This window comes from Shewanella sp. BJSY2023SW007 (genome assembly GCF_047314525.1).
Taxonomy (GTDB): domain Bacteria; phylum Pseudomonadota; class Gammaproteobacteria; order Enterobacterales; family Shewanellaceae; genus Shewanella; species Shewanella chilikensis.
Window position 1 is genome coordinate 21096 of the sequence record NZ_JBKORL010000067.1, and the last position, 23408, is coordinate 44503.

At 54.7% G+C, this 23408-nt stretch carries 17 protein-coding genes; 13 read left to right on the forward strand and 4 right to left on the reverse strand.

The window, feature by feature from the left end; all coding sequences use genetic code 11:
• The first annotated feature begins 188 nt into the window (after nucleotides 1-188).
• The 3 genes from ACMHXE_RS10260 to ACMHXE_RS10270 are packed head-to-tail and all read left to right on the forward strand — an operon-like array spanning nucleotide 189 to nucleotide 2042.
• Nucleotides 189-446, forward strand: a complete 258-nt coding sequence (locus ACMHXE_RS10260) for a YjhX family toxin (RefSeq protein WP_413732167.1) — start codon at nucleotides 189-191, stop codon at nucleotides 444-446.
• 10 nt (nucleotides 447-456) lie between these two features.
• Nucleotides 457-1176 carry an SAM-dependent methyltransferase gene (locus ACMHXE_RS10265; protein ID WP_215773564.1) on the forward strand — a complete coding sequence of 240 codons (720 nt, stop codon included), beginning with the start codon at nucleotides 457-459 and terminating at the stop codon, nucleotides 1174-1176.
• A 23-nt stretch (nucleotides 1177-1199) separates the two neighbouring features.
• On the forward strand, nucleotides 1200-2042 hold the full coding sequence (locus ACMHXE_RS10270; RefSeq protein WP_215773566.1) for a class I SAM-dependent methyltransferase: 843 nt from the start codon (nucleotides 1200-1202) through the stop codon (nucleotides 2040-2042).
• Nucleotides 2043-2121: 79 nt separating this feature from the next.
• Here ACMHXE_RS10270 and ACMHXE_RS10275 read toward each other — a convergent pair whose 3' ends face one another.
• Entirely contained in the window at nucleotides 2122-4440 is a 2319-nt protein-coding gene (locus ACMHXE_RS10275; RefSeq protein ID WP_215773567.1) for a zinc/cadmium/mercury/lead-transporting ATPase, read from the reverse strand.
• A gap of 548 nt (nucleotides 4441-4988) precedes the next feature.
• On the opposite strand from ACMHXE_RS10275, the gene ACMHXE_RS10280 reads away from it, so the two are divergent.
• Both ACMHXE_RS10280 and ACMHXE_RS10285 read left to right on the forward strand, forming a co-directional pair.
• Complete coding sequence (locus ACMHXE_RS10280; RefSeq protein WP_335917391.1) at nucleotides 4989-5885, forward strand: acyltransferase; 897 nt, start codon at nucleotides 4989-4991, stop codon at nucleotides 5883-5885.
• Nucleotides 5885-6823: an acyltransferase gene (locus tag ACMHXE_RS10285; RefSeq protein WP_412486511.1), complete on the forward strand. Its 939-nt coding sequence runs from the start codon at nucleotides 5885-5887 to the stop codon at nucleotides 6821-6823. The genes ACMHXE_RS10280 and ACMHXE_RS10285 overlap by 1 nt, the downstream gene beginning before the upstream one ends.
• A gap of 72 nt (nucleotides 6824-6895) precedes the next feature.
• Here ACMHXE_RS10285 and ACMHXE_RS10290 read toward each other — a convergent pair whose 3' ends face one another.
• Nucleotides 6896-7393, reverse strand: a complete 498-nt coding sequence (locus tag ACMHXE_RS10290) for a DUF523 domain-containing protein (RefSeq protein ID WP_335917392.1) — start codon at nucleotides 7391-7393, stop codon at nucleotides 6896-6898.
• 432 nt (nucleotides 7394-7825) lie between these two features.
• On the opposite strand from ACMHXE_RS10290, the gene ACMHXE_RS10295 reads away from it, so the two are divergent.
• The 6 genes from ACMHXE_RS10295 (at nucleotide 7826) to ACMHXE_RS10320 (ending at nucleotide 19510) form a co-directional block, all read left to right on the forward strand.
• A complete protein-coding gene (locus ACMHXE_RS10295; RefSeq protein ID WP_206194689.1) occupies nucleotides 7826-8536 on the forward strand; it encodes a GntR family transcriptional regulator in 711 nt (236 codons plus the stop codon).
• Nucleotides 8537-8548: 12 nt separating this feature from the next.
• The gene (prpB, locus tag ACMHXE_RS10300) at nucleotides 8549-9424 is read left to right on the forward strand and encodes a methylisocitrate lyase (protein ID WP_107111698.1); all 876 of its coding nucleotides are present in this window, start codon (nucleotides 8549-8551) and stop codon (nucleotides 9422-9424) included.
• Between the two features lie 180 nt (nucleotides 9425-9604).
• On the forward strand, nucleotides 9605-10729 hold the full coding sequence (gene prpC / locus ACMHXE_RS10305) for a 2-methylcitrate synthase (protein ID WP_025889866.1): 1125 nt from the start codon (nucleotides 9605-9607) through the stop codon (nucleotides 10727-10729).
• Between the two features lie 101 nt (nucleotides 10730-10830).
• Nucleotides 10831-13422 (forward strand): Fe/S-dependent 2-methylisocitrate dehydratase AcnD, encoded by a 2592-nt coding sequence (acnD, locus tag ACMHXE_RS10310; RefSeq protein WP_413732171.1) that lies wholly within the window; start codon nucleotides 10831-10833, stop codon nucleotides 13420-13422.
• An 85-nt stretch (nucleotides 13423-13507) separates the two neighbouring features.
• Nucleotides 13508-14707, forward strand: coding sequence for a 2-methylaconitate cis-trans isomerase PrpF (gene prpF / locus ACMHXE_RS10315; RefSeq protein WP_335917394.1), 1200 nt, complete (start codon nucleotides 13508-13510; stop codon nucleotides 14705-14707).
• A gap of 321 nt (nucleotides 14708-15028) precedes the next feature.
• Complete coding sequence (locus tag ACMHXE_RS10320; RefSeq protein ID WP_101056915.1) at nucleotides 15029-19510, forward strand: EAL domain-containing protein; 4482 nt, start codon at nucleotides 15029-15031, stop codon at nucleotides 19508-19510.
• A gap of 64 nt (nucleotides 19511-19574) precedes the next feature.
• Here ACMHXE_RS10320 and ACMHXE_RS10325 read toward each other — a convergent pair whose 3' ends face one another.
• Together ACMHXE_RS10325 and ACMHXE_RS10330 are read right to left on the reverse strand one after the other, a co-directional pair.
• Nucleotides 19575-20666: a branched-chain amino acid aminotransferase gene (locus ACMHXE_RS10325; RefSeq protein WP_144133117.1), complete on the reverse strand. Its 1092-nt coding sequence runs from the start codon at nucleotides 20664-20666 to the stop codon at nucleotides 19575-19577.
• 127 nt (nucleotides 20667-20793) lie between these two features.
• The gene (locus ACMHXE_RS10330; protein WP_413732174.1) at nucleotides 20794-22152 is read right to left on the reverse strand and encodes an esterase/lipase family protein; all 1359 of its coding nucleotides are present in this window, start codon (nucleotides 22150-22152) and stop codon (nucleotides 20794-20796) included.
• 235 nt (nucleotides 22153-22387) lie between these two features.
• Between ACMHXE_RS10330 and ACMHXE_RS10335 the strand changes: the two genes are divergently transcribed.
• Entirely contained in the window at nucleotides 22388-22942 is a 555-nt protein-coding gene (locus ACMHXE_RS10335) for an outer membrane beta-barrel protein (RefSeq protein WP_412500381.1), read from the forward strand.
• A 96-nt stretch (nucleotides 22943-23038) separates the two neighbouring features.
• A complete protein-coding gene (locus ACMHXE_RS10340; protein ID WP_224868144.1) occupies nucleotides 23039-23215 on the forward strand; it encodes a hypothetical protein in 177 nt (58 codons plus the stop codon).
• Nucleotides 23216-23408 lie beyond the last annotated feature (193 nt).

Here is a 23408-nt window from a genome sequence, read left to right on the forward strand (position 1 = left end):
TGGTAGAAATTGAACAGTAAACCTACTTTCAACTCTCATTGAGGCATTGATGCTGGAGATTGTAATCATCAGATAATCAGTTAACTGACCTTCCAAGGCCAGTCTGATTATCAATGCGCGTAAATCAAAGGTGGACACTGACAAGTGCCCGCATGTTTTGCTCATGATGATTATCGAGTTTTTCCAGTATGAATATATCCCGTCAGGAACAACGTACCCTGCACGTCCTCGCCAAAGGCGGACGCATTTGTTATTTCCGCGACACTTCAGGTCGCGTCACAGCCGTTGAATGTTATAGCCGCGAAGGGCCTGTTCTTTGCGACTGTACCCTCGCCATTTTCAAAAAGCTCAAAGCCAAAAAACTGATCAAATCTGTCAAAGGTCAACCCTATCGCATAACCACGGCCGGCTTGCACAATGTGCGCGCCCAACTGGACAACCGTTGAGGAAAGAAAGATGAATACACTATTTTCCCGTGACTATATCAACAGCAACATGATGGGCCCCAACGCCCTGCTGCTGGCCGAAGAAGTCTGCCGGTCACTGCAACTGCAACCAGGGATGCGGGTGCTGGACTTGGCCTGTGGCACAGGCATGACTTCCATCTATCTGGCGAAGGCCTTCAACCTCGAAGTCACCGCAATGGATCTTTGGATAGCGGCCGAAGACAACCAGGCAAGATTCAAGGCCGCTGGCCTGGAAGACAGGATCACGGCGGTAAACTTTGACGTAACCCAGATGCGGCCGGGACATGCCCCATTTGCAGAAAACAGTTTCGATGCCGTCTTGTCCATCGATGCCTATCACTACTTTGGTGCCAGTTCAGCGTTTTTTGACACCCACCTCGCCCCTTTCATCAAGCCGGGCGGCCAGGTCGCCATAGTGGTGCCCGGGCTGAAAAAGCCATTTCCGCAGCAGCAAAACGTTGCCCCTGAGCTGGCCCCCTGGTGGCAGCCCGGGATGAACTTTTTCACCGTCGATTGGTGGATGCAACTCTGGCAACAGAGTGCATTTTTACAGTTGAAGCTGTGCGAAGAGAGCGGCCAGTGCACCCAGGCATGGCAGGAGTGGTTGGCATGCGACAACCCTTATGCCGTACGGGATCGCGAGATGATGGCCGCCGAAAACGGCCAATGGTTCAACTTTACCAAAATGACAGGCCGCATACACAAGTAAGCTTTAGAAAAGCAAGGAAATGTATGAATATCAATAAGCTAATCAGCCAGCATTTGCCAATAAGGCTGTTGCCGAACGAAAGCAAAATTCCCTGGAATGATGCCGATTTCAGCCAGCGAATGCTGGAAAACCACCTCTCCCAGGAGCACGATTGGGCCAGTAGAAAACTGGCGGTGATTGAGCGCCAGGTAGATTGGCTCTGCAGCCAGCTGGGGCCTGGCGCACAAGTGCTGGATCTGGGCTGTGGCCCCGGCTTTTACACTCAATTGCTGGCAAAACGCGGTTTTTGCTGCACCGGCGTCGACTTCTCACCAGCCTCTATAACCTACGCCCAACAACAAGCGCAGACGGCTGGACTGAATATCGACTATCAACTGCTGGATGTCAGAAGCTACCGGCCGACCAAGAAGTTTGACTTCATCATGATGACCTTCGGTGAGCTGAATGTTTTCAGCGCAGCGGATGCCAAGAGTTTACTCAAGCATTGTGCAAACTGGCTGATGCCGAATGGCAAACTTCTTGTGGAAGTACACAGCTTTGATGAAGTCAAACGGCAGGGACAGGCAGAGCCAAGCTGGCAAAGGCAGTCACAGGGCCTATTTCTCGATGCTCCCCACCTGCTACTGACGGAGCATGCTTGGGACGAGGCATTCCAAATCAGTTCCACACTGTTTTGGGTGATTGAAGAAAACGGCAAGGTGACGCGATTCGGCAGCCGGATGCAGGCTTGGCAAGATGGGGAATATCTGCAGCTGTTAAACGAGTGCGGCTTCAACAAGATTCAGCAAATAGACACTGCAGTGTGGCCCAGCAGCAATACCTTTGAGGGCAAGCTCTACACACTAATGGCATGCTACAAGGCATAACCTGAGTCCGTTTGAAAGAGGAAGGTGTTAAGGTTTAAGGTACCTTCCTCTTTTTTATTGTTATCAACACCAATACATTTCAGTAGCGCTTTCTAAGCAGTCTCAAGGCGTTGGCAGTTACCAACACAGTTGCGCCTGTATCGGCCATCACCGCCAGCCAGAGGCCGGTGATCCCCAGTAAGCTGGTCACCAGAAAAATCGCCTTCAGCCCCAGCGCCAAGGCTATGTTCTGGCGGATATTGCTCAGGGTTGCCCTGGCCAAGTGGATCATTGCCGCCACCCCTCCCAACTGATTATGGGTCAGGGCCGCATCGGCGGTTTCCAGCGCGGCATCGGTTCCGCCGCCCATGGCAATACCGATACGGGCTCGCTTCATTGCCGGGGCATCATTGATACCATCTCCCGTCATGGCAACATTGCGGTGCTCGGCCAATGCCGCCACCTCAGAAACTTTATCTTCCGGCAGCAGCCCGGCGCGCCAGTCGATGGCCAGCTCCTCGGCAATCGCCTTGGCGGTTCTTGGGTTGTCACCGGTCAGCATTATGCTGTCGATACCGAGATGGCGTAGTTTGGCTATGGCGTCGGCGGCCTCGACGCGCAGCTGATCTCTGAGGGCAATGATGGCCACAGGAAAAAGTGGCTCCTGCTCGGCATCACACAGTACGACCAGGGTTTGCCCCTGCTGCTCCAGTTCTGTGACGCGTTGCAGCAACTCAGGAGCTAAGTTTGGCAACCTTGAAGGGGCCAACAGTCGCCAGTTTTGCGAATCGACCCGCCCTTCAACGCCCATACCGGGTAAGGCCCGAATAGCATCTGCGCCTGGCAGTTCCAGCCGCTGCACTTTGGCATGATTGACTATCGCCTGTGCCAGGGGGTGGTGTGAGCCCAATTCAATGGCGGCGGCCACCCTGAGCCACTTGGTCGCATCCTGCGCTGTGAGGCTCTCCACCAGGGTAACTTCAGGTTTACCTTCTGTGAGGGTGCCTGTCTTATCGAAGGCGACGGTATCAACATGTGCCAGTGCTTCCAATGCCGCGCCGCCCTTAATCAAGGCTCCCTGACGGGTTGCGGCCGCCAGCGCAGAGGTTACCGCCGCCGGCGTCGAAATTACCAAGGCGCAGGGACAACCTATCAACAACAGTGTCAAACCACGGTAGATCCATTGCTCCCAAGGCTCGGCGTACAGCAGAGGTGGCAACAGCACAGTCAACAAGGCCAGCAACATGATGGCTGGTGTGTACCAGCGACTGAACTTGTCAATGAATCTCTCTATCGGTGCTCTCTGCCCTTCGGCCTCTTCAATCAAATGCAGGATGCGGTCTATGGCGTTGCTGCCGGGCTCGGAGACAACCTTCATCTTCACCAGCCTGTCGGCTGCCAGACAGCCGGCGGCGACTCGTTCGCCCTTAACCCTTTCTACCGGGATAGATTCTCCCGTAAGGGCGCTTTCATCAAATGCCGCCAAGGCATCGAGCAGTTCGGCATCAGCAGGCAAGCGTGCCCCAGGCGCAACTTCTATGATGTCGCCAGGGCGCAGCTCAGAGGCGGCCACCTCTTGCCTCTGGCCATCATTCAGCCTCAATGCCTTATCCGGCACCAATGCCATCAAGGCGCTGACTCCGGCGCGGGCGCGCCCGGCTGCAAACGATTCAAGCTGCTCACCGAGCATAAACAGAAGCAACACCATGGCCGCCTCGGCCGTTTCGCCCAACAACAAGGCACCTATGGCGGCAACTGTCATCAGGGTTTCAATGGCAAAAGGGGTGCCGCTGCGAATAAGAGCCCAAGCCTTGCGGGCAATAGGCAACAGCCCCCAAACTGTAGCCAGAGTGAACAGGCCGGGGCTGATATTCGCAGGCGCCAGAGCCGCCAGCAGCATTAGCAGCGCCAGTGACAGTGGTTGCCAGTATTTGGGTTGCCAGTATTTGCCAAGCCGGCTCCCCGGGCCGGGTTTTGGTCCTTCCTTACCTGCCTGGGCCTGCTGCTTAAGCTTAAAGCCGGCCCCATGCACAGCATCGACTATGCCTTGGGGCGAAACGCCGGGCGTCAGTTCCACCAGCAGCTTTTCGGTGGCAAATACCACCCTGGCGCTGCAAACGCCGCTCACCCTGGAAACTGCAGTTTCGACTTTACGGGCGCAGCTGGCACAGTCCATACCCAGTATTTGCCACTGATGCTGCTCGCCTTGAGCAAGCCGGACAGTGTTTATTTCGGTAGCCGAGTCGGCCTGATGGGACTCATGATGATCATGGCAACAAGCTGAATGACAGCCAGAATGCTCGTCGGAATGACTGACGGCGTTACCGGCTATTTGGCTATCTGTGCAATTTGCCGGGTCCTTAGCCCTCGCCTTCACAGTCTCGGGAGTGGGTTTGGGATCACAACAGGAATGACTCATAACCGTGCCTCATGCTATGGCTCAAATGATGCCTCGGAACTCAAATGTAACTATCCGGGCTGTTTGTTATTACCAAGGAGTGTAAAGCTTGGAGTAAGCTCCAGAGTCAAGCGGCTAGGCCAAAGTATTTGCCCAGGCCTATAAGCCACTATCAATTAACCAGCCATAATCACTGTGCCGCCCTAGCCTATAACGGCGCTGATTGTCCCATTTACCGCCATCAGTGTTGCGCTTGACCGTCAACCGGCTTCCACCAAAAATGCGCCGGGGATTTAAAGAGCCAGGCGCAGTTTCGCCACAAAGTAACATACGGGTAAAGGCCCAGGACGATACTGAAAGAAACTGCATTGCAAGCCATCTTCTGCACAGCGCAGAGAATAATAGATGGCGCAACTTATACGGCTGAAGCAGGCTAAACCTCTTGTACCAATGTTTATGTGAGCAGGTCCTAACTCCCTGTCAACGCCAGCTTAAGATTGAAGCCAGGTGGCGACTGCGGTTAACATAGTCGGTCGATTTTTCTTTTTATGATCCTGAGGGAGCCCAAGTTGTCCTTGATCCGAGGTTGTCTTGCCTTTAGCGGCTATGTTATCAACACCCTGTTTTGGAGCCTGCCAATTCTGCTGGGCAGCCTGATAAAACTGCTTCCTATCAAGCCGTTGCAACGCTCTTGCAGCCACTTTCTGGACATCTGTGCCAGCGCCTGGATCAGTGTTAACGGCGGCATAGAAAAGCTATTTCATCCGCTGAAGATGCATATAGATGAGCTCCCGGAGCTGTCTGAACAGGAGTGGTATATGGTGGTAGCCAACCACCAGAGCTGGGTTGATATTTTGATCCTGCAGCGACTGCTCAATCGGCGGATCCCTTTTCTCAAGTTCTTCCTGAAAAAAGAGCTGATTTATGTCCCTGTACTTGGGCTGGCCTGGTGGGCGCTGGACTTTCCCTTTATGCGCCGCTACAGCACGGCCGAATTAAAAAAGAACCCCAAACTCAGGGGTAAAGACATTGAAATTACCCGTAAGGCCTGTGCCAAGTTCAAACACAAGCCGGTGAGCGTGATGAACTTTGTCGAAGGTACTCGCTTTCAGCCCAGCAAGCACCAAAAGCAAAACTCACCGTTCAAACACCTGCTCAGACCCAAGGCCGGCGGCATGGCCTTTGCATTGTCGGCCATGGGCGATCAGATCCATAAACTGGTGGATGTCACCATCTATTACCCCGGCAAGATCCCCAGTTTTTGGGACTATATCAGCGGCCGTCTACCTGAGGTTTACCTCCATTTGGAGGTCAAAGAGATAGACTCGGGGATGCGAGGTGACTACGCCAATGATCGCCAGTTCAAACAAGCCTTCCAAGAGCGGCTGAACGCCCTCTGGCAGCACAAGGATGAGGTATTGAAGCGACTGGCCGCCAAGGCAAACCATTCTCAAGGGGACTCCTGATGTTACACTTCCTGCCCGGGCCTGTGCTATTTATTCTCAGCCTGAGCCTGCTGATCATCAACACCGCCGTTTGGGGCTCGCTGGTGTGTATCGGCGGCCTGTTCAAATTGTTGCTGCCCTGGAAGAGTGGCCGTATCGCCATGACCCGATTAATGAACCGTTTCATGTGGGCCTGGGCCAACTGTAATGGCGGCATACTGCACCTGATAGCCAAGGTAGAGTGGGATGTGCAAGGGCTTGAAAGCCTCAAGCCAGATGGTTGGTATCTGCTGATCAGCAACCATCTCAGTGGCTTTGATATTGCTGCGCAGACCTATATCCTACGCAACAACATCCCCATGCTGAAATTCTTTCTCAAGAAAGAGCTGCTGTATGTTCCTATCATGGGCCTGGGTTGCTGGGCGCTGGACATGCCCTTTATGAATCGCACCAGCCCGGAAAAGCTGAAGAAGAACCCCAAGCTCAGGGGCAAGGATCTGCAAACGACCCGGCGCTCCTGCGAAAAATTCAAAGACTTGCCCACCTCCATCATCAACTATGTGGAAGGCAGTCGCTTTACCGAAGACAAACGGCAGCGGCAAAAATCCCCCTACAAGCACCTGCTGCGGCCAAAAGCCGGCGGCATCGCCTTCACCTTGTCAGCCATGGGCGAGCAGTTTGATGCCTTGCTGAATATGACTGTGGTTTATCCCGATGCCCCCAAAGATATTCTCGGCGCCGTGATGCAGGGTAAAGTACACAAAATCGTGGTGCGAATCGAGGCTCTGCCCGTGCCTCAGGTGGATTCTGTCCGCTACTTCAGCGAGCCAGAGTACAGGGTAGAATTTCAACGCTGGCTCAACGACATCTGGCAACAAAAGGATGCCCAAATCGATCAACTACTGGCCGAATACCATCCCGCCGACGACTACCGTAAGCTGGCACAAAAAAGCCACTGACAATGATTGTCCAAGACAAAACAATGCCGGGCCTAAGCCCTGCATTGTTGTTTTAAAACTGAGCATTTCGACTCAAGCACTTTTATCGCATTCAGTCAGATACTTCTCGGCAGCGTCCAACTCAAACTCGCTGAACACTTGAATGCCATGGCGCATCAGCAAGGCGGCGGTCACGCCGTCGCCCTCTATGAGTTGGCGGGAGAAACTGCCATCGTAAATCTTGCCTTTGCCACAGGAAGGACTGCGGGCCTTGAGAATGGCCGCAACCACTTGCTGTTGCTGCGCCTTGGCCAGCGCCAGCTCGGCGCCTCGCTCAAAGGCCTCGGTCACGTCCTCACCGTCACAGGTCAGCACTCCTCCCTGTATCTGTTCGGCCGGTGCTCTGGGTGTTGGTAAACCACCGGCGCACTCGGGGCAGAAAGGCACCAGCCGCCCTTGGGCCTGCCATAGCAGCACTCTGGCATCATTGAGCAAGTTATGACCACCGTCATAGCGTACTTCTTGCCCCAATAAACAGGCGCTTATCAATATCCGATTCGGTTTTGCTGTGTTGATGATTTCTGCGCTCATGCTTTGTCCACTCTTATCACTCTTGCCGCTCTCCTCACTCGGACGACTCGCTACGGGCAACCACCCTCGCCTAATTGGCAGTGACTCATGTTCTCGGTTTAACGGCCCAGGGTCTGGGACACTGCGACGGATAACGAGCTTCCTTCTTTTCCTTGTCTGCCGCTGACAAGGAGCATTCTATCAGTCGCCCATTAAGAAAACTGTTTAAAACAAGATTGTCGACAATAACTGCAATAGCAAGTGTAAACCCATGCTAACAGCAAGTTTTAAAATAATAGCTAAGGCTTTGTTTAATAAAAGCTTAAAGAGCAAATACCAGAAAATATTAGACTTACGTCTAGGTAGGCGGATTGTTGACAATGACCTAGATCACATCTAATGTCGAACCATAGTCAACAATCGAGCGAAACTTAACCAGTGACTCAGGCACCTGTGTTGGACAAAAACAGCGTCGATAAAACCACTTCGGAGAAGAGCAGTACCCTGGTGGATCAGATCCTGGTGCAAATTCAGACCAGCATCATCAAGGGTGAGTTGGCCCCCGGCAGCAAGATCAACGAGCAGGCGCTGGCACTCAAGTACGGTATCAGCCGCGGTCCAACCCGTGAGGCATTGCAACTCCTCGAGCGACAGCGCCTAGTGGTACGCATCCCCCATGTAGGTGCCAGAGTCGCCGCCATGACTGTGGCCGAACTCAACGACCTCTACGAACTGCGCAGCACGCTGGAAGCCATGGCCTGTGAACTGGCCGCCAAACGGATAACCGATGAGCAGCTCAACCAGTTGTGGCAACTGCTGGCCCGTCAGGAAGCGGCGCTGGCAGAAGGCGATACCTATTTTCAGGAAGAGGGTGATGTGGACTTTCACTACCAGATCATCCGCGCCAGCGGTAACAAGCACCTGCAGGAAACCCTGATCGGCGGCTTATATCACCTGCTGAGAATGTATCGCTATCAATGCACCAATAAGAACCGCCCGGTCAAAGCCATCGCCGAGCACAGACGCATAGTCGAAGCCATAGCCCAGCGCGATGCCGAACTGGCCGGCTTGCTGATGCGCCGTCATATCGAACAGGGACGGCGCAATACCGAACTCAGACTCAAACAGCTTCAGGCGGAGCATGCCGCCCTGGACTCAATATAAGGAAGCAAACAGATGACTCGCAGCGCAGGACTCAGATTCCGCCAGGCTCTGGCCAAGGCCAAGCCGCTTCAAATCGTGGGAACCACCAATGCCTATTTCGCCCTGATGGCCGAGCAATCCGGTGTTCAGGCCCTGTACCTTTCCGGTGCCGGTGTCGCCAACGCCTCTTACGGCCTGCCGGATCTCGGCATGACCTCAATGAACGATGTGCTGATCGATGCCAGCCGTATCACATCGGCCACCGAACTGCCGTTGCTGGTCGACATAGACACAGGCTGGGGCGGCGCCTTCAACATTGCCCGCACCATCAAGGAGTTTGAAAAGGCCGGTGTTGCCGCCGTGCATATGGAAGATCAGGTGTCACAGAAGCGCTGCGGTCACAGACCCAACAAGGCCGTGGTCAGCACCGAAGAGATGGTTGACCGTATCAAGGCCGCTGTGGATGCCCGCACAGATGAGAACTTCGTCATCATGGCCCGCACAGACGCGGTTGCCGTGGAAGGACTGGATGCAGGTATCGAACGCGCCCAGGCCTATATCGAGGCGGGTGCCGACATGATCTTTGCCGAGGCGCTGACCGAGCTGGATCAGTACCGTCGATTCAAGGCGGCCGTCAACGCCCCGATCCTGGCCAACATGACCGAATTCGGCAAGACAGAGCTGTTCAACAAGGAACAACTGGCCGAAGCCGGAGCCGACATGGTGCTCTACCCACTGAGCACCTTCCGCGCCGCCAACCTGGCCGCCCTGAAAGTGATGCAGGCACTGATGGCCGACGGTCATCAACGCAATGTGGTCGATGCCATGCAAACCCGTGAAGAGCTGTATAAGTTCCTCGGCTACCACCACTACGAAACCAAGCTCGATGAGCTGTTCAGCCAAAAGTAATGGCTGGATCCAGGGATGATTGACCGGCGCAGACGCGCCGGTTGCAGGGTTTGCCCCATGAAACACCCGGGGTTGCCGCCCTACACTGCGCCCCAGAGCGCTGAAAAAGGCAACCGCATACCAGACCAGCCATGGCTGGCCAACAAATTGACAAGAGTGTAACGGAAGAGGGAATGCATTATGACTGACAAGAAACTGAGCGGCGCCGGATTACGCGGCCAAAGCGCAGGCGAAACTTCACTGAGCACAGTCGGTAAGTCCGGCTCAGGCCTGACCTACCGCGGCTATGACGTTAAAGATCTGGCCGAAAACGTCAGCTTCGAGGAAGTGGCCTATCTGATCCTCTACGGCGAACTGCCCACCGAAACTCAACTGGCGGCCTATCGTCAGAAACTCAAAGGCATGCGCGGCCTACCACAGGCATTGAAAGAAGTGCTGGAGCGGATCCCGGCCGATGCCCACCCCATGGACGTTATGCGTACCGGTTGCTCCATGCTGGGTAACCTGGAAACCGAAAAAGATTTCTCCGAGCAGAGTGAAGTGGCCGACCGTCTGCTGGCGGCATTTCCTTCCATCATCTGTTACTGGTATCGCTACAGCCATGACGGCGTGCGTATAGACACAGAAACCCATGACGACCAGATAGGCGCCCACTTCCTGCACCTGCTGCACGGCGAAGCTCCATCTGCCCTGCATGCCCGGGTTATGGATGTGTCACTGATCCTATACGCCGAGCACGAATTCAACGCCTCTACCTTCACCGCCCGGGTTTGTGCCTCTACCCTGTCTGACATGCATTCCTGCATCACAGGCGCCATTGGCTCACTGCGCGGCCCTCTGCACGGCGGCGCCAACGAGGCGGCGATGGAGCTGATTCAGGATATGCGCGATGAAGACCATGCCCGCGAAGTGCTCAAGGGCAAGCTGGAGCGCAAAGAGAAGATCATGGGCTTTGGTCACGCCATCTACCGTGAGTCTGACCCCCGCAACGTGATCATCAAAGAGTGGTCGGAAAAGCTGGCGCAGGAATATGGTGATGATCGCCTCTATCGCGTTTCTGTCGCCTGTGAAGCCCTGATGTGGGAAGAGAAGAAACTCTTCTGTAACGCCGACTTCTTCCACGCCAGTGCCTATCACTTCATGGGGATCCCCACCAAGCTGTTTACTCCCATCTTCGTTTGCTCCCGCCTCACCGGCTGGGCCGCACACGTGATGGAGCAGCGCGCCAACAACCGCATTATCCGCCCGAGTGCCGACTATGTTGGGGTTGAGCCACGCAAGGTGACGCCTCTCAGCGAGCGTTGATCCCGGCGGCCAAACGGCCGCCCGATGAATGAGCAAGAGCGGGCACCCAAGTGAGCAGGGGCCCGGCTCTTTTTGCAGTTGCTTCTCAGTGGACAGAACTCATGAATACCAATTACCGAATTCCCCTGCCCGGCACCAGCCTCGAGTATTTCGATACCCGCGCCGCAGTCGAGGCCATCAGCCCCGGAGCCTATGCCAAATTGCCCTACACCTCGCGGGTGTTGGCCGAAAACCTGGTACGCCGCGCCGAGCCCGGCAGGCTCAACGACTTCCTCGAACAGATTATCGAACGCAAACGGGATCTGGACTTCCCCTGGTTTCCGGCGCGGGTGGTGTGTCACGACATTCTCGGCCAAACAGCACTGGTTGATTTGGCCGGTCTGCGTGATGCCATCGCCGACAAGGGGGGCGATCCGGCCAAGGTTAACCCTGTGGTGCCGACCCAACTGATTGTGGATCACTCTCTGGCGGTGGAACACCCCGGCTTTGAAGCGGATGCCTTCGAGAAAAACCGCGCCGTTGAAGACAGACGCAACGAAGACAGATTCCACTTTATCAACTGGACCAAGACGGCCTTTAAAAACGTCGATGTGATCCCGCCCGGCAACGGCATCATGCACCAGATCAACCTGGAGAAGATGTCCCCCGTGGTCCAGAGTCGCGACGGCGTAGCCTTCCCGGACACCTGTGTCGGCACCGACAGCCACACGCCACACGTGGATGCCCTTGGGGTGATCGCCATAGGCGTGGGTGGTCTGGAAGCCGAAAGCGTGATGCTCGGCCGCGCTTCCTGGATGCGCCTGCCGGACATAGTCGGCGTCAAGCTGACCGGCAAGGCCGCTCCCGGCATTACCGCCACGGATATAGTGCTGGCGCTGACCGAATTCCTGCGTAAAGAGCGGGTGGTGGGTGCCTATCTGGAATTCTTCGGTGAAGGCGCCGCCAGCCTGACCCTGGGTGACAGGGCAACCATCTCCAACATGACTCCCGAATATGGCGCCACTGCCGCCATGTTCTATATCGATCAGCAAACCATAGATTATCTGCGCCTCACCGGCCGTGATGACGAGCAGGTAGCGCTGGTGGAAAACTATGCCAAGACCACGGGTCTGTGGGCCGACAGCCTCGAAGGCGCCGAATATGAGCGGGTACTGGAGTTCGATCTCTCCTCCGTGGTGCGCAACATGGCCGGTCCTTCCAACCCGCATGCCCGTTTGGCCACCAGCGACTTGGCCGCCAAAGGCATTGCCGGCAAGGTCGAGCAGCAAGAAGGCCTGATGCCGGACGGCGCCGTGATTATCGCCGCCATCACCAGCTGTACCAACACCAGTAACCCACGCAACGTGATTGCCGCCGGCCTTATCGCCCGCAACGCAGTGGAAAAAGGCCTGGTACGCAAGCCTTGGGTCAAGACCTCTCTGGCCCCCGGCTCCAAGGCGGTGGATCTCTATCTGCGCGAGGCTGGGCTATTGCCTTACCTGGAACAGCTGGGCTTTGGCATAGTCGCCTTCGCCTGTACTACATGTAACGGCATGAGCGGCGCGCTCGATCCCAAAATACAACAGGAAGTGATCGACAGAGATCTTTACGCCACCGCGGTATTGTCCGGTAACCGTAACTTCGATGGCCGGATCCACCCCTATGCCAAGCAGGCATTCCTGGCCTCGCCGCCTTTGGTAGTGGCCTACGCCATTGCAGGGACTGTGCGTTTCGACATAGAGAAAGACGCACTCGGCACAGATCAGAACGGCAACGCCGTAACCCTCAAGGACATCTGGCCCAGCGATGAAGAGATAGATGCCATCGTCAAGTCGTCGGTCAAGCCGGAGCAGTTCCGCAAGGTGTATGAGCCCATGTTCAATATCGCCGTGGAATACTGTGATGGGGTCGACCCTCTGTATGACTGGCGCCCAATGAGCACCTATATCCGTCGCCCACCCTACTGGGAAGGCGCCCTGGCCGGTGAACGTGCGCTCAAGGGGATGCGGCCACTGGCGGTATTGGGTGACAACATCACCACGGATCACCTGTCGCCATCGAACGCCATTCTGCCATCCAGCGCCGCCGGTGAATACCTGGCCAAGATGGGCTTGCCGGAGGAAGACTTCAACTCCTACGCCACCCACAGGGGTGACCATCTGACGGCTCAACGGGCCACCTTTGCCAACCCCAAACTGTTCAACGAAATGGTCAAGGACGACAGCGGCAAGGTGATCCAGGGCTCGCTGGCCCGTATCGAGCCCGAAGGGCAACAGGTACGCATGTGGGAAGCGATAGAAACCTACATGGAGCGCAAGCAACCCCTGTGCATCATAGCCGGTAAAGACTATGGCCAGGGCTCCAGCCGTGACTGGGCCGCCAAGGGCGTGCGCCTGGCCGGAGTCGAGGCGATTGTGGCCGAAGGCTTCGAGCGCATTCACAGAACCAACCTGATAGGCATGGGCGTGCTGCCGCTGGAGTTCTTCCCGGGGACCGACAGGCTGACCCTGGGCATAAATGGCACAGAAACCTTCGACGTTCTCGGCGAGCGCACTCCCGGTGCCACTCTGACCCTGTTGCTGCATCGCAGCAATGGCGAAACGGTAGAAGTACCTGTGCGCTGCCGCCTGGATACCGCTGAGGAAGTAACCATCTATGAAGCCGGTGGTGTACTGCAGCGTTTCGCGCAGGACTTCTTGCAGGGCAATGTTTAAGCCGGCCCTTGATGCGTGACCAAGTCGGCCATAGCCAAGGTTATGGCCGACTGATAAGAATATTTATGTCAAAGGATCCAATGCCATGGCATTTAAACCACAGATAAAAATTCCCGCCACCTATATGCGCGGCGGCACCAGTAAGGGAGTGTTCTTCCGTCTGGACGATCTGCCCGAGGCGGCCAGAGTGCCCGGCCCGGCCCGCGACGCCTTGTTGATGCGGGTCATCGGCAGCCCTGACCCCTACGGCAAACACACTGACGGCATGGGCGGCGCGACCTCGAGTACCAGCAAATGCGTGATCATGAATGCCAGCCAGGTTCCCGGTCACGACGTAGACTACCTCTATGGTCAGGTCTCCATAGATAAGCCCTTTGTCGACTGGAGCGGCAACTGCGGCAACCTTTCCACTGCGGCAGGCGCCTTTGCCCTGCATGCCGGTCTGGTTGCTCCGGAACGGGTACCGGAAAACGGCATCTGCGAAGTGCGGATTTGGCAGGCCAATATCGGCAAGACCATTATCGCCAAGGTGCCGGTCAGCGCCGGTGAAGTGCAGGAAACCGGTGACTTTGAGCTCGACGGTGTCACCTTCCCCGCCGCCGAAATTGTGCTGGAATTTATCGACCCTGCCGATGATGGTGAAGACGGCGGCGCCATGTTCCCTACCGGCAAGCTGGTGGATGAGCTGACGGTTCCCACCCAAGTACACCCCAGCGGTAAAATTCAGGCAACGCTGATCAACGCCGGGATCCCGACCATTTTCGTCAATGCCGCCGATCTCGGCTATCAAGGCACCGAGCTGCAGCCGGAGATCAACGGCGATCCCGAGGCGCTGGCTCGCTTTGAGCTGCTTAGGGCACACGGCGCGCTGGCCATGGGGTTGATTAAGGAGCTATCCGAAGCCGAAACCCGCCAACACACTCCCAAGGTAGCGTTTGTAGCCAAACCGCAGGCGCATCAGGTTTCCAGTGGCAAACAGCTGGCCGAAACCGATGTTGACCTCCTGGTTCGCGCCCTGTCCATGGGTAAATTGCACCACGCCATGATGGGCACGGCGGCAGTGGCCATAGGCACGGCTGCGGCTATCCCGGGCACCCTGGTTAACCTGGCGGCCGGCGGCCGTGAGCGCAGCTCGGTACGCTTCGGCCACCCATCCGGCACCTTGAAAGTCGGCGCAGAGGCTGAATTCAAGGACGGTCAGTGGCAGGTGACCAAGGCCATCATGAGTCGCTCGGCGCGCATCCTGATGGAGGGCGTAGTCAGGATACCGGGCAGCAGTTGCTAAAATTCAGTTGAGTTTTGGCTCAAGGCAATCCCCCTGTTAAGTAATTGATCGCCACTTCCCTTTTGTAAAGGCTCCGCTTCCTCCCTTCCGGCGGGGCCTTTTTTCATTCCAATTTGCAACCATGCAATATAAAGTTTGCCAAACAGAGAAAAGAAATCTGTTATAAGTAATACCATTCTGTATTAGGGGGTTACTGACTCTACGAGACTGATGGATGTTTATACAAGGCAAACATTGGAAGGAACCAGGAGATAGGTCAACATTGACCTGCACAGTTTCAACAATGCCTTGGAACACCTGTCAGCTTTACCCCCATAGAGAATGGTTACATTATCACTAACCCAAGCCACCAAAGAAGAGGGTTTCTTGTCGCGGATCTGTTGCTTACTCGCCGCTCTGCTGTTATCTATCAGCCTGTTTGAGCTCAGGGCTGAACCTGTGCCCCAGCTCAAATTTCAGCATGTCAGCAGCATGAATGGCCTTAATCAGAACAGCATCACCAGCCTCTACCAGGACAAGGCCGGTATCTTGTGGATTGGCACCCAGGATGGGCTGCACAGTTACAACGGCATCGACTTTACCCTGTTTCAACATGACCCCTACCACAGCCAGACATTGTCGAATAATCACGTCACCGACATACTGCAGGATGGCCAGGGGCAACTTTGGGTAGGCACCTTCAATGGCGGCTTGAACCGCCTGGATCTACAAACAGGCGTATTCACTCCCATTGGCCGCGACCAGGGGCTCAGCAGCAAAAAAATTAACCGCCTGGCTCTGGTGGGAGACACACTGTGGATCGGTAGCGGCAATGGACTCTACGCCCTGGATACTGACAGCGACGAGTTGCATGAGCTGTCACTGAGGCAAAATATCAGCACAGATATCCAAGTGCTGACCCCCATAGGCAAAGACGCCTTGCTGATTGGCAGCCATAGTGATGGTTTGCTGGTTTTGCGTAATGAGGGACTCAAGCCCCTGCCCTTACCCGATGCCGAACATGGTCATCCGGTACAGGCGCGCCTGAGCGAAGATGGCGCCCTGTGGCTGGCTATTGATGACGCACTCTGGCGTTATCCGCCTGGTTTGAACAACCCGGAGCTTATCTATCGTTTACCAAAACCCAATCGGGGCATTCTCGAATTTATCTTCGACAGCAGAGGTGACATCTGGCTTGGTGGGCAACAGACGGGACTTATCCAACTGCGGCTTAAAGAAGGTCAGTGGCAAGCCAGATACTATCGCTATGATCCATCGGATCCCAACAGCCTCAGTGACAATGATGTCTACAGCCTACTGCAGGACAATAACGGGGTCTTATGGATTGGCAGCCTGTTTTCCGGCATAGACAAGGTGAACCTGGCCCGGCAGTACTTCGAGCATATCTACAACAATCAAAACCCGCTGGAACGCCAGCGGGCCAATAATATCCGCGCTATATTCCGCACTAAAGGCGGCCTGCTATATTTGGGCACAGATAGGGCAGGCTTATTTCATATAACGGCCGAGGGGCGCTTTATTTCCCACCACAACCAGCTTGCGAAGCTGCTCGGCCAGGATGAATCCTTTTTGGATCTCACCATAAGTGCGATTGCCGAAGACAGTCACCAGAGATTGTGGCTGGCCAGCAGTGGCGGCTTGATAAGCCTGAACAAAAGCGGCGAAATGCAGCTCTATCGCCCCCCGGGTAACAAACCCGCTATTCGTGATTTGCTCATCAGTCCAGATGAACATATCTGGCTTGGTGCCGGCAACACCTTATACCATTTCACGCCGGAAACAGGGGGATTCCAAGCTCACTTTGTCAACGAGTATCTTGAAGATGGCCCACAAGAGCAAATGATCCTCAGTCTGAGCACAGCCAATAACGGCATCTGGGTCGGTACCACCAACGGGGCTTATTGGCTGCAACCTGACACAGGTCAACAGCAGATCATCCGCGGTGATCGTCTGGTCAATCCCATGGTGCGGGACATACTCAAAGACAGAGACGGCAATATCTGGTTTGCTACTCACGGCGGTCTCAGCCGCTTGCGTCAGGATGAGCTGCAACACTTCGACCGTAATCAGGGCCTACCGGGCAATACCGTCTATGCCATAGAGCAAGACAAGAGTGGCGACCTTTGGTTCAGCAGTAATTCAGGGATCAGTCGCTTTACCGTCGACAAGGAAAAAGTGCTGACTTTCAATGAACATGAAGGATTGCAGGCGTTGGAGTTCAACGGCAATGTCAGTTGGCAGGACAAAGATGGCAGTATCTGGTTTGGTGGCATCAATGGATTGAACCATTTCTACCCTCAGCAAGTCCCCAAAGTTCGCAAACAACCTAAACTGGCCCTGGCAGGTTACCGCCTGGGCAACAGCTATTTCCCCCGGCTGGACCTTGGTCACGTTCCCGAACTGACGATTCCTTACAGCGAGCAGTTGGTAAGCTTTGAGATCTCAGCACTGGATTTTGCCTATCCCCAACGCCACAGATTCAGCTTTTTTCTTGAAGGCTGGGACAAGAGCTGGCACCCTGCCCAGTCGCTGCACGAGATCAGCTATACCAATTTAGCACCTGGCAACTATCGGCTGTTGGCCCGCCATCAGTTGCAACACAACCCCGAAGGACAGGAACAGCTGCTGTTAAAACTCACAGTGCCGGCCCCCTTTTACCGTACCACTCAGGCTTATCTGTTTTACCTGGCGCTGACACTGATACTCTTTAGCCTCTGGCTAAGGCATTTCCTTTCTCAACGCCGCCTCGAACAGCAAACCCAATCCAACATTCAACTTTCCGAAGAAAGGCTGAAACTGGCGCTCTGGGGCTCGGGTGACCGGATGTGGGACTGGCAGTTGGAAGATGATCGTTTTTTCGTTACCGGCCCTAAACAAGGCTTGGAAGCACCAACGGAAACCAACGCCAGTCGGCAGATGGCACTGGTGCATCCCGATGACAGGCACCAGGTTCAAGCGGCACTGGAGAGCTACCTACAGGGAGATACCGAATTCTTCGAGGCCGAGTATCGTATCAAACTCACCGATGCCAACTGGAGCTGGGTATTGGATCGCGGCAAAATCGTCGAACGCGACCGCAGCGGCAAGCCATTACGCCTGGCGGGGACTTTCACAGATATCAGTATGCGCCGCGGTCAGGAAGAGGCGCTGCGGTTATCGTCCCAGGTGCTGGAAAGCATGAATGAGTCTGTGGTGGTTTGCGATCTCAACTATCGCATAATCTCAATCAATCCGGCGTTTTGCAGCACTACTGGATTCAACGAGCATAAAATCTCCGGCAAGCCTTTCCTGTTCCTGACCCGGGGACTCTACGCCAGAAGCTTCTATCAACAGATAGAGCATCAGTTGCTGAACCAAAAACACTGGTCCGGTGAAGTGCAGATCCGCACCCACAGCAAGCAACCGCTGCTAGTGTGGATGGAAGTCAATCAGGTGCTCAACAGCCAGGGCGAAGCCAGTCATTTCGTGGTGGTATTTACCGATATCACAGACCGCAAACAAGCCGAGGAAGATCTGCGCCTGTTAGCCAACTATGATCAGCTCACCGGTCTGCCCAATCGCACTCTGTTCCAGGACAGACTGGATCATGCCCTGCGCCAGGCGCACCGTAACCGTAACATGGTCGCCCTGCTGTTTCTGGATCTGGACAGGTTCAAACACATTAACGATTCTTTGGGCCATCATGTGGGCGATCAACTGCTGAAAGCGGTCTCCTCCAGACTGACCCAAGCGATAAGAGATGGAGATACAGTTGCCCGTCTGGGTGGTGATGAGTTCATCATCATTCTCGAAGGTCTGCAAAAAACCAAGGCGGCAACCGTCATCGCCGAAAAACTGCTGGCGGCGTTCGAACGGCCCTTCGCACTGGAAGACTTCTGCCTCAATGTTTCACCATCCATAGGCATTAGCCTCTATCCGGATGATGCCGAAGAAGCGCTGGAGCTGCTGAAGTTTGCCGATACCGCCATGTACCATGCCAAGTCGTTGGGCCGCAATAACTTCCAGTTCTATACAGCTAAACTCAACGCCTATGCGGTACGCCATGTGCAGTTGGAAGCCGGGCTGAAACAGGCGCTGGATCGCGATGAATTCTACCTGCTGTACCAGCCTAAGTTCTGTGTCCATACAGGTAAACTCACCGGCATGGAGGCCCTGCTACGTTGGGAAAGCCTGGAGCTTGGGCCTATTTCTCCGGCAGAGTTTATTCCGCTGGCCGAGGAAACCGGCCAGGTCAACGCCATAGGTCAATGGGTACTGCTGAGTGTCTGCAGTCAACTGGAACGCTGGCAAAATCAAGGGCTGGAAGCGGTTCCGATAGCGATCAATATCTCTGCCAAGCAGCTGCAGTCCGACATTATTTCCAGCATAGAAGTGGCTCTTGCCATGCATGGTCTGGCTGCAGATCTACTGGAGATAGAACTGACAGAGTCAGCAGTGATGCAGCAACCGCTGGAATCGGTGGAAATACTCAATCAACTGAAGGGGCTGGGATTAAGCCTGGCGGTTGATGACTTCGGCACCGGCTATTCCAGTCTGGCCTATCTCAAACGCTTCCCGCTGGATACCTTAAAAATTGACCGTGAGTTTGTCCGCGATATCACCAAAGATCCGGACGATGCCGCCATTATCAACGCCATCATAGTCCTGGCCCACAGCCTGGAGTTACAGGTGGTGGCCGAAGGAGTGGAAACCCAGGCTCAACTGAATTTCCTTGCCGCCCAGGGCTGCGATCAGGCTCAGGGCTTCCTGTTGGGACGTCCAATGACAGAAGGACAGGCAGAGGCCTTGCTTAGCCGAAAATAAAATCACCCCATAAAAAAACGCGGCTCAACTGGCCGCGTTTTTGATTAATAGTGGGGTTATTGGCTTATGCCTTTTCCAGCCTGGGCACTTTGCAGACCCAGCCTTGTGGGCCTTGTCTGTGCCCTTTCTGGATTTCGGTGAAGATTCGATAGATGCGACTGACATGTTCACCCACCTTACCATCACCAACGGTGACCACCCGGCCATCTTCAAAAATGTAGGAGCCGACCGGAGAAACCACGGCTGCTGTGCCGAAACCACCGGCTTCGATAATCTCACCCGACTCGACACCGGCGATAAAATCGTCCAGCTTGACCTGCTCCTGGCGGACATCACAGCCAAGCAGTGGCGCCAGCTCAATAATAGACTGCGAGGTGATCGACTTGAGAATGGTATCGGTAAACTCAGGGATGATCACCGTGCCATCCTTGAGAATATGGAAGTGGTTCATCGCCCCGGCTTCTTCGATATATTCATTGGTCGAGTCCAGATACAGCACCTGGGAAGCACCGTGAGCCGCAGCCGCCTTACCGGCACGCAGGGAAGCGGCATAGTTGCCGGCAGCCTTGGAAGCACCGGTACCACCGGATACCGCGCGGTGGAATTCTTTACTGATCAGCAGGCGAATGGCGTTGAGGCTCTCACCATAGTAGGCACCGCTGGGGCTCATCACCACACAGAAGGTGTAGCGGTTAGCCGGGCTGACTGACAATCTGTCTTCGGTAGCAAAAATAAAGGGCCGGATATAGAGGCAAGCCCCTTCCTGCATAGGGAACCAGAGACGGTCGACATCGATAAGAGCGTTGATCGCCTTAAGCTGCATGGCTTCATCAATGTTGGGAATACAGACGATATCGGCAGAGCGGTTCATGCGTTCGGCATTCTTGTTGAGACGGAAGGTATAAATCTCACCGTCTTCATGCATAAAGGCCTTGGCGCCTTCAAAAATACTCTGACCATAATGCAGCGCCATCGCGCCGGGAGCCATCTCAAACGGACCATAGGGGACAATGCGGGGATCCCGCCACTCGCCATCATAATAATCCATCATGAACATATGGTCGGTGCGCAGACGACCAAAGCCAACATTACCTTCAGGACAAAACTGCTCTGAGCGACGCTCTGCGGCGGGCTTTAACTGATACTTGATTTCCATTGCTTACCACCTTGACTATTGTTCAAGCAGACTAGGGAGCACCCGGAATAATGTCAAGAGGACCAAGGTCTGCGGCCAATCAGAGTTCTGTAAAAATTACTGTAAAAAGTAAGGTAAAATTTTGCCATCAAATATCGGCCAACTCCCCCTGAGGTGGTAAGTGGGAAAAATCACCGCCCTCTTCCGGGCTAACCAGAGTAAATAGCCCTGCATCCCTGTGCCGCTTAAGTAAGATATCCACTTCCAAAGTAGCGTCCTCCTTCAGCAGCCTGGATACCGCACCGGCATCAGACTGGAACTCAACCGCACGATAATAACAGCCGCCATCATCAGGGCGTGGCACCAGTTTAAAACCGATTTTCCCCTTAGGCAGGGTCTGCATCTTGGCGGCATCCAGATACAGGGTCAGGCAGTTGCGGCTCAGCTGATTGCGCTGTTTATCCTGCATAAAGCCCTTAGGTAAAATACCCGGCAGATATTGCTCACCACTGAGCAGATAAAAATCAAAATCCTCTATGGCGGCGCCGGTATCGTCCCACACCCGAATCACCAACATGGTGTAACGCTTCTTGGTAGTCCGGCTATAGGTTTGCTGCGCAAGCTCCTGACAGGCCTGACGATAAGCCTCTACCGAGTCGACTTTCAACCAATTAAGAATCGCCTGCACCACAGGTTTGCTGGCGGCGTTTCTACGGCTGACGGAGCGCATGATCCCCATTTTTTCTTTGCTGTGGCTAGCCCTGGGAATAATGCCGAAGCCACTGACAGGAGCCTGAATAAAATTTTCCGGCACCAGCTTGGCCACACAGGCACCATCAAAGCTGTCACATTCCTGAGCCTGCTCCACCAATTGCAACCGAGCATAATTCATATTCGCCGCGGCGACTCGCACGACGCCATCCGAGCCAGGCTCGGCGGTATAAGAGTTGAGATAATCATAGAGGGATGCATCTATGCTTTCGCCGGTCAGCACCAAGGGCCAAAGCCTAGCAGCTTCAAAATCATAATTAAGCCAGGCTTTACTTAAAGAGGCCTGCCCCAGGCTGCCCAGCTCCAACCAGTCGAGGATCTTCTGCCCCGGCTCCAATCCATCGAACCAGGCCTTAATCCTGGCGAGGCGCGACTTGCCAAGCTGTGCCAAGGCAGAGCCGTGGTTGGCCGGTGCCAGCATGATCATATGAGTCACGGGACAAGCCGCCAGCTTTTGGGCTCCGAAGAAAGTCTCCAACCAACAGCGCACAACCGCGGCGCCGGTACTGTGGGTAATCACCGCGAAAGGCTCATCCCCCAGCACTTCACGTCTGGCGGCCTCGAAAGCCAGCGCAACGTCCTCCAGCTTCACCTGATCCTGAAAACTGATGTAACGCCCCAAGTGCAGATGACTCACTTGGAGCTCAGTGTCTGCCAGCTTGGCCAATGCCTGTGGCAAATAGCCGTAGGTCTCTGTGGACGTCACACTCCAGCCGTGTACAAATACCAGTCGCATCCCTTTTCCCTCAGGTTAATAGTTCCATTCCAAACCACAACCCCATCACGGGCTATCAACAATTGCCATTTCTAACATCAAGTTTTTTAACACAAAAAATCAACTTATACGATAAAAAGTCCCTTCCGGCTCTCATTCAGCCAAAGTTCAGCAAAACGGCCCTAACCTGCCGATGAACACAAGTTGACCCGGCTTAAAACAGCCATCCGGACTTTCCCGGATCAAGGAGTAAATTATGAAAATTCAATCTCTAATACTGGCTTCCGCTGCGGCTCTCGCTTTCTCAGCCCCTTCCTTTGCCGCAGACTGGTTTGTCGGCGGCGGTGTCGGCGCGCAGCAAAACGACTACTCTCATAAGCCCACTGATGGAGGCAAGTTCAGCGATGATGATCGCAATGCCGTCTACATGGTGCGCGGCGGAGCCTTCCTGACACCGAACCAACGCCTATACGCCACTTATAGCTACAACAGCGATGACTTCGCCAAGCAGCAGATGGGGCTGGTTTCCTATGACTATCTGGTAGGTTTGGATCAGGACCACAAGCTGAACTGGTTTGTCGGTGCCAGCGCCGGTATTAACCACACTTCACCGGACAGCGGCGCCCTGGGATCAGATAATAATTTTGTCTGGGGTGGTCAGACAGGTCTTGTGTATAAGCTGAGCGACAATCTCAATACCGAGATAGGTTATAGCTACCTGAAGCAGGACTATGACAACAAGATAGACACAGGTAAATATGCGCTGGACAACACCCAGCAACTGTACCTGAGCGTAGACTACCGATTCTAATGACATCCCAGGTCTCTAAAGTTGCATTGATTCAAACGTGCATTTAGTTGACCATTGGAACATGAGATTATCTGGCAAACAGGCATGCCGAATCTTATGAGTGAACAGACCTTCGTATTGCCTAGTGAAGAAGTTCGTACTCAAGTGCTCAGTCAATCAGGTCAGTGTGAGCGACTGGTCAGAGAGCCTGAGCGTAAGATGTTCACTGGTGTCAGTCGCACTCAGTGGTGGATGATGGAACGGCAAGGCTTAGCCCCCAACGGGTCAGGCTGAGCGCCCATTGTGTGGCTTGGCGGCTTTCAGATCTGCTGTGGTGGATTGAGCAGAGAAAAGCCGCTTGAGTAAAGTTAGAGCCCTGTCCCGTGTAGGGTGCAACGTAGTTCACTTAAGCGGAGCTGCCTTGTGATTAACAGGATATCGGGTCTTTGATATTTTTACCGCCCTAGGCCGATTTGGCTTAGGGCGT

Excerpts from the sequence above, each read along its gene's own strand:
- ACMHXE_RS10260 (WP_413732167.1), top strand. The coding sequence starts at position 189 with ATGAATATATCCCGTCAGGAACAACGTACCCTGCACGTCCTCGCCAAA.
- ACMHXE_RS10330 (WP_413732174.1), bottom strand. The coding sequence starts at position 22,152 with ATGCGACTGGTATTTGTACACGGCTGGAGTGTGACGTCCACAGAGACC.
- ACMHXE_RS10275 (WP_215773567.1), bottom strand. The coding sequence starts at position 4,440 with ATGAGTCATTCCTGTTGTGATCCCAAACCCACTCCCGAGACTGTGAAG.
- ACMHXE_RS10325 (WP_144133117.1), bottom strand. The coding sequence starts at position 20,666 with ATGGAAATCAAGTATCAGTTAAAGCCCGCCGCAGAGCGTCGCTCAGAG.
- ACMHXE_RS10320 (WP_101056915.1), top strand. The coding sequence starts at position 15,029 with ATGGTTACATTATCACTAACCCAAGCCACCAAAGAAGAGGGTTTCTTG.
- prpB (WP_107111698.1), top strand. The coding sequence starts at position 8,549 with ATGACTCGCAGCGCAGGACTCAGATTCCGCCAGGCTCTGGCCAAGGCC.
- ACMHXE_RS10285 (WP_412486511.1), top strand. The coding sequence starts at position 5,885 with ATGTTACACTTCCTGCCCGGGCCTGTGCTATTTATTCTCAGCCTGAGC.
- ACMHXE_RS10270 (WP_215773566.1), top strand. The coding sequence starts at position 1,200 with ATGAATATCAATAAGCTAATCAGCCAGCATTTGCCAATAAGGCTGTTG.
- acnD (WP_413732171.1), top strand. The coding sequence starts at position 10,831 with ATGAATACCAATTACCGAATTCCCCTGCCCGGCACCAGCCTCGAGTAT.
- ACMHXE_RS10340 (WP_224868144.1), top strand. The coding sequence starts at position 23,039 with ATGAGTGAACAGACCTTCGTATTGCCTAGTGAAGAAGTTCGTACTCAA.
- ACMHXE_RS10290 (WP_335917392.1), bottom strand. The coding sequence starts at position 7,393 with ATGAGCGCAGAAATCATCAACACAGCAAAACCGAATCGGATATTGATA.
- ACMHXE_RS10335 (WP_412500381.1), top strand. The coding sequence starts at position 22,388 with ATGAAAATTCAATCTCTAATACTGGCTTCCGCTGCGGCTCTCGCTTTC.
- prpC (WP_025889866.1), top strand. The coding sequence starts at position 9,605 with ATGACTGACAAGAAACTGAGCGGCGCCGGATTACGCGGCCAAAGCGCA.
- ACMHXE_RS10265 (WP_215773564.1), top strand. The coding sequence starts at position 457 with ATGAATACACTATTTTCCCGTGACTATATCAACAGCAACATGATGGGC.
- prpF (WP_335917394.1), top strand. The coding sequence starts at position 13,508 with ATGGCATTTAAACCACAGATAAAAATTCCCGCCACCTATATGCGCGGC.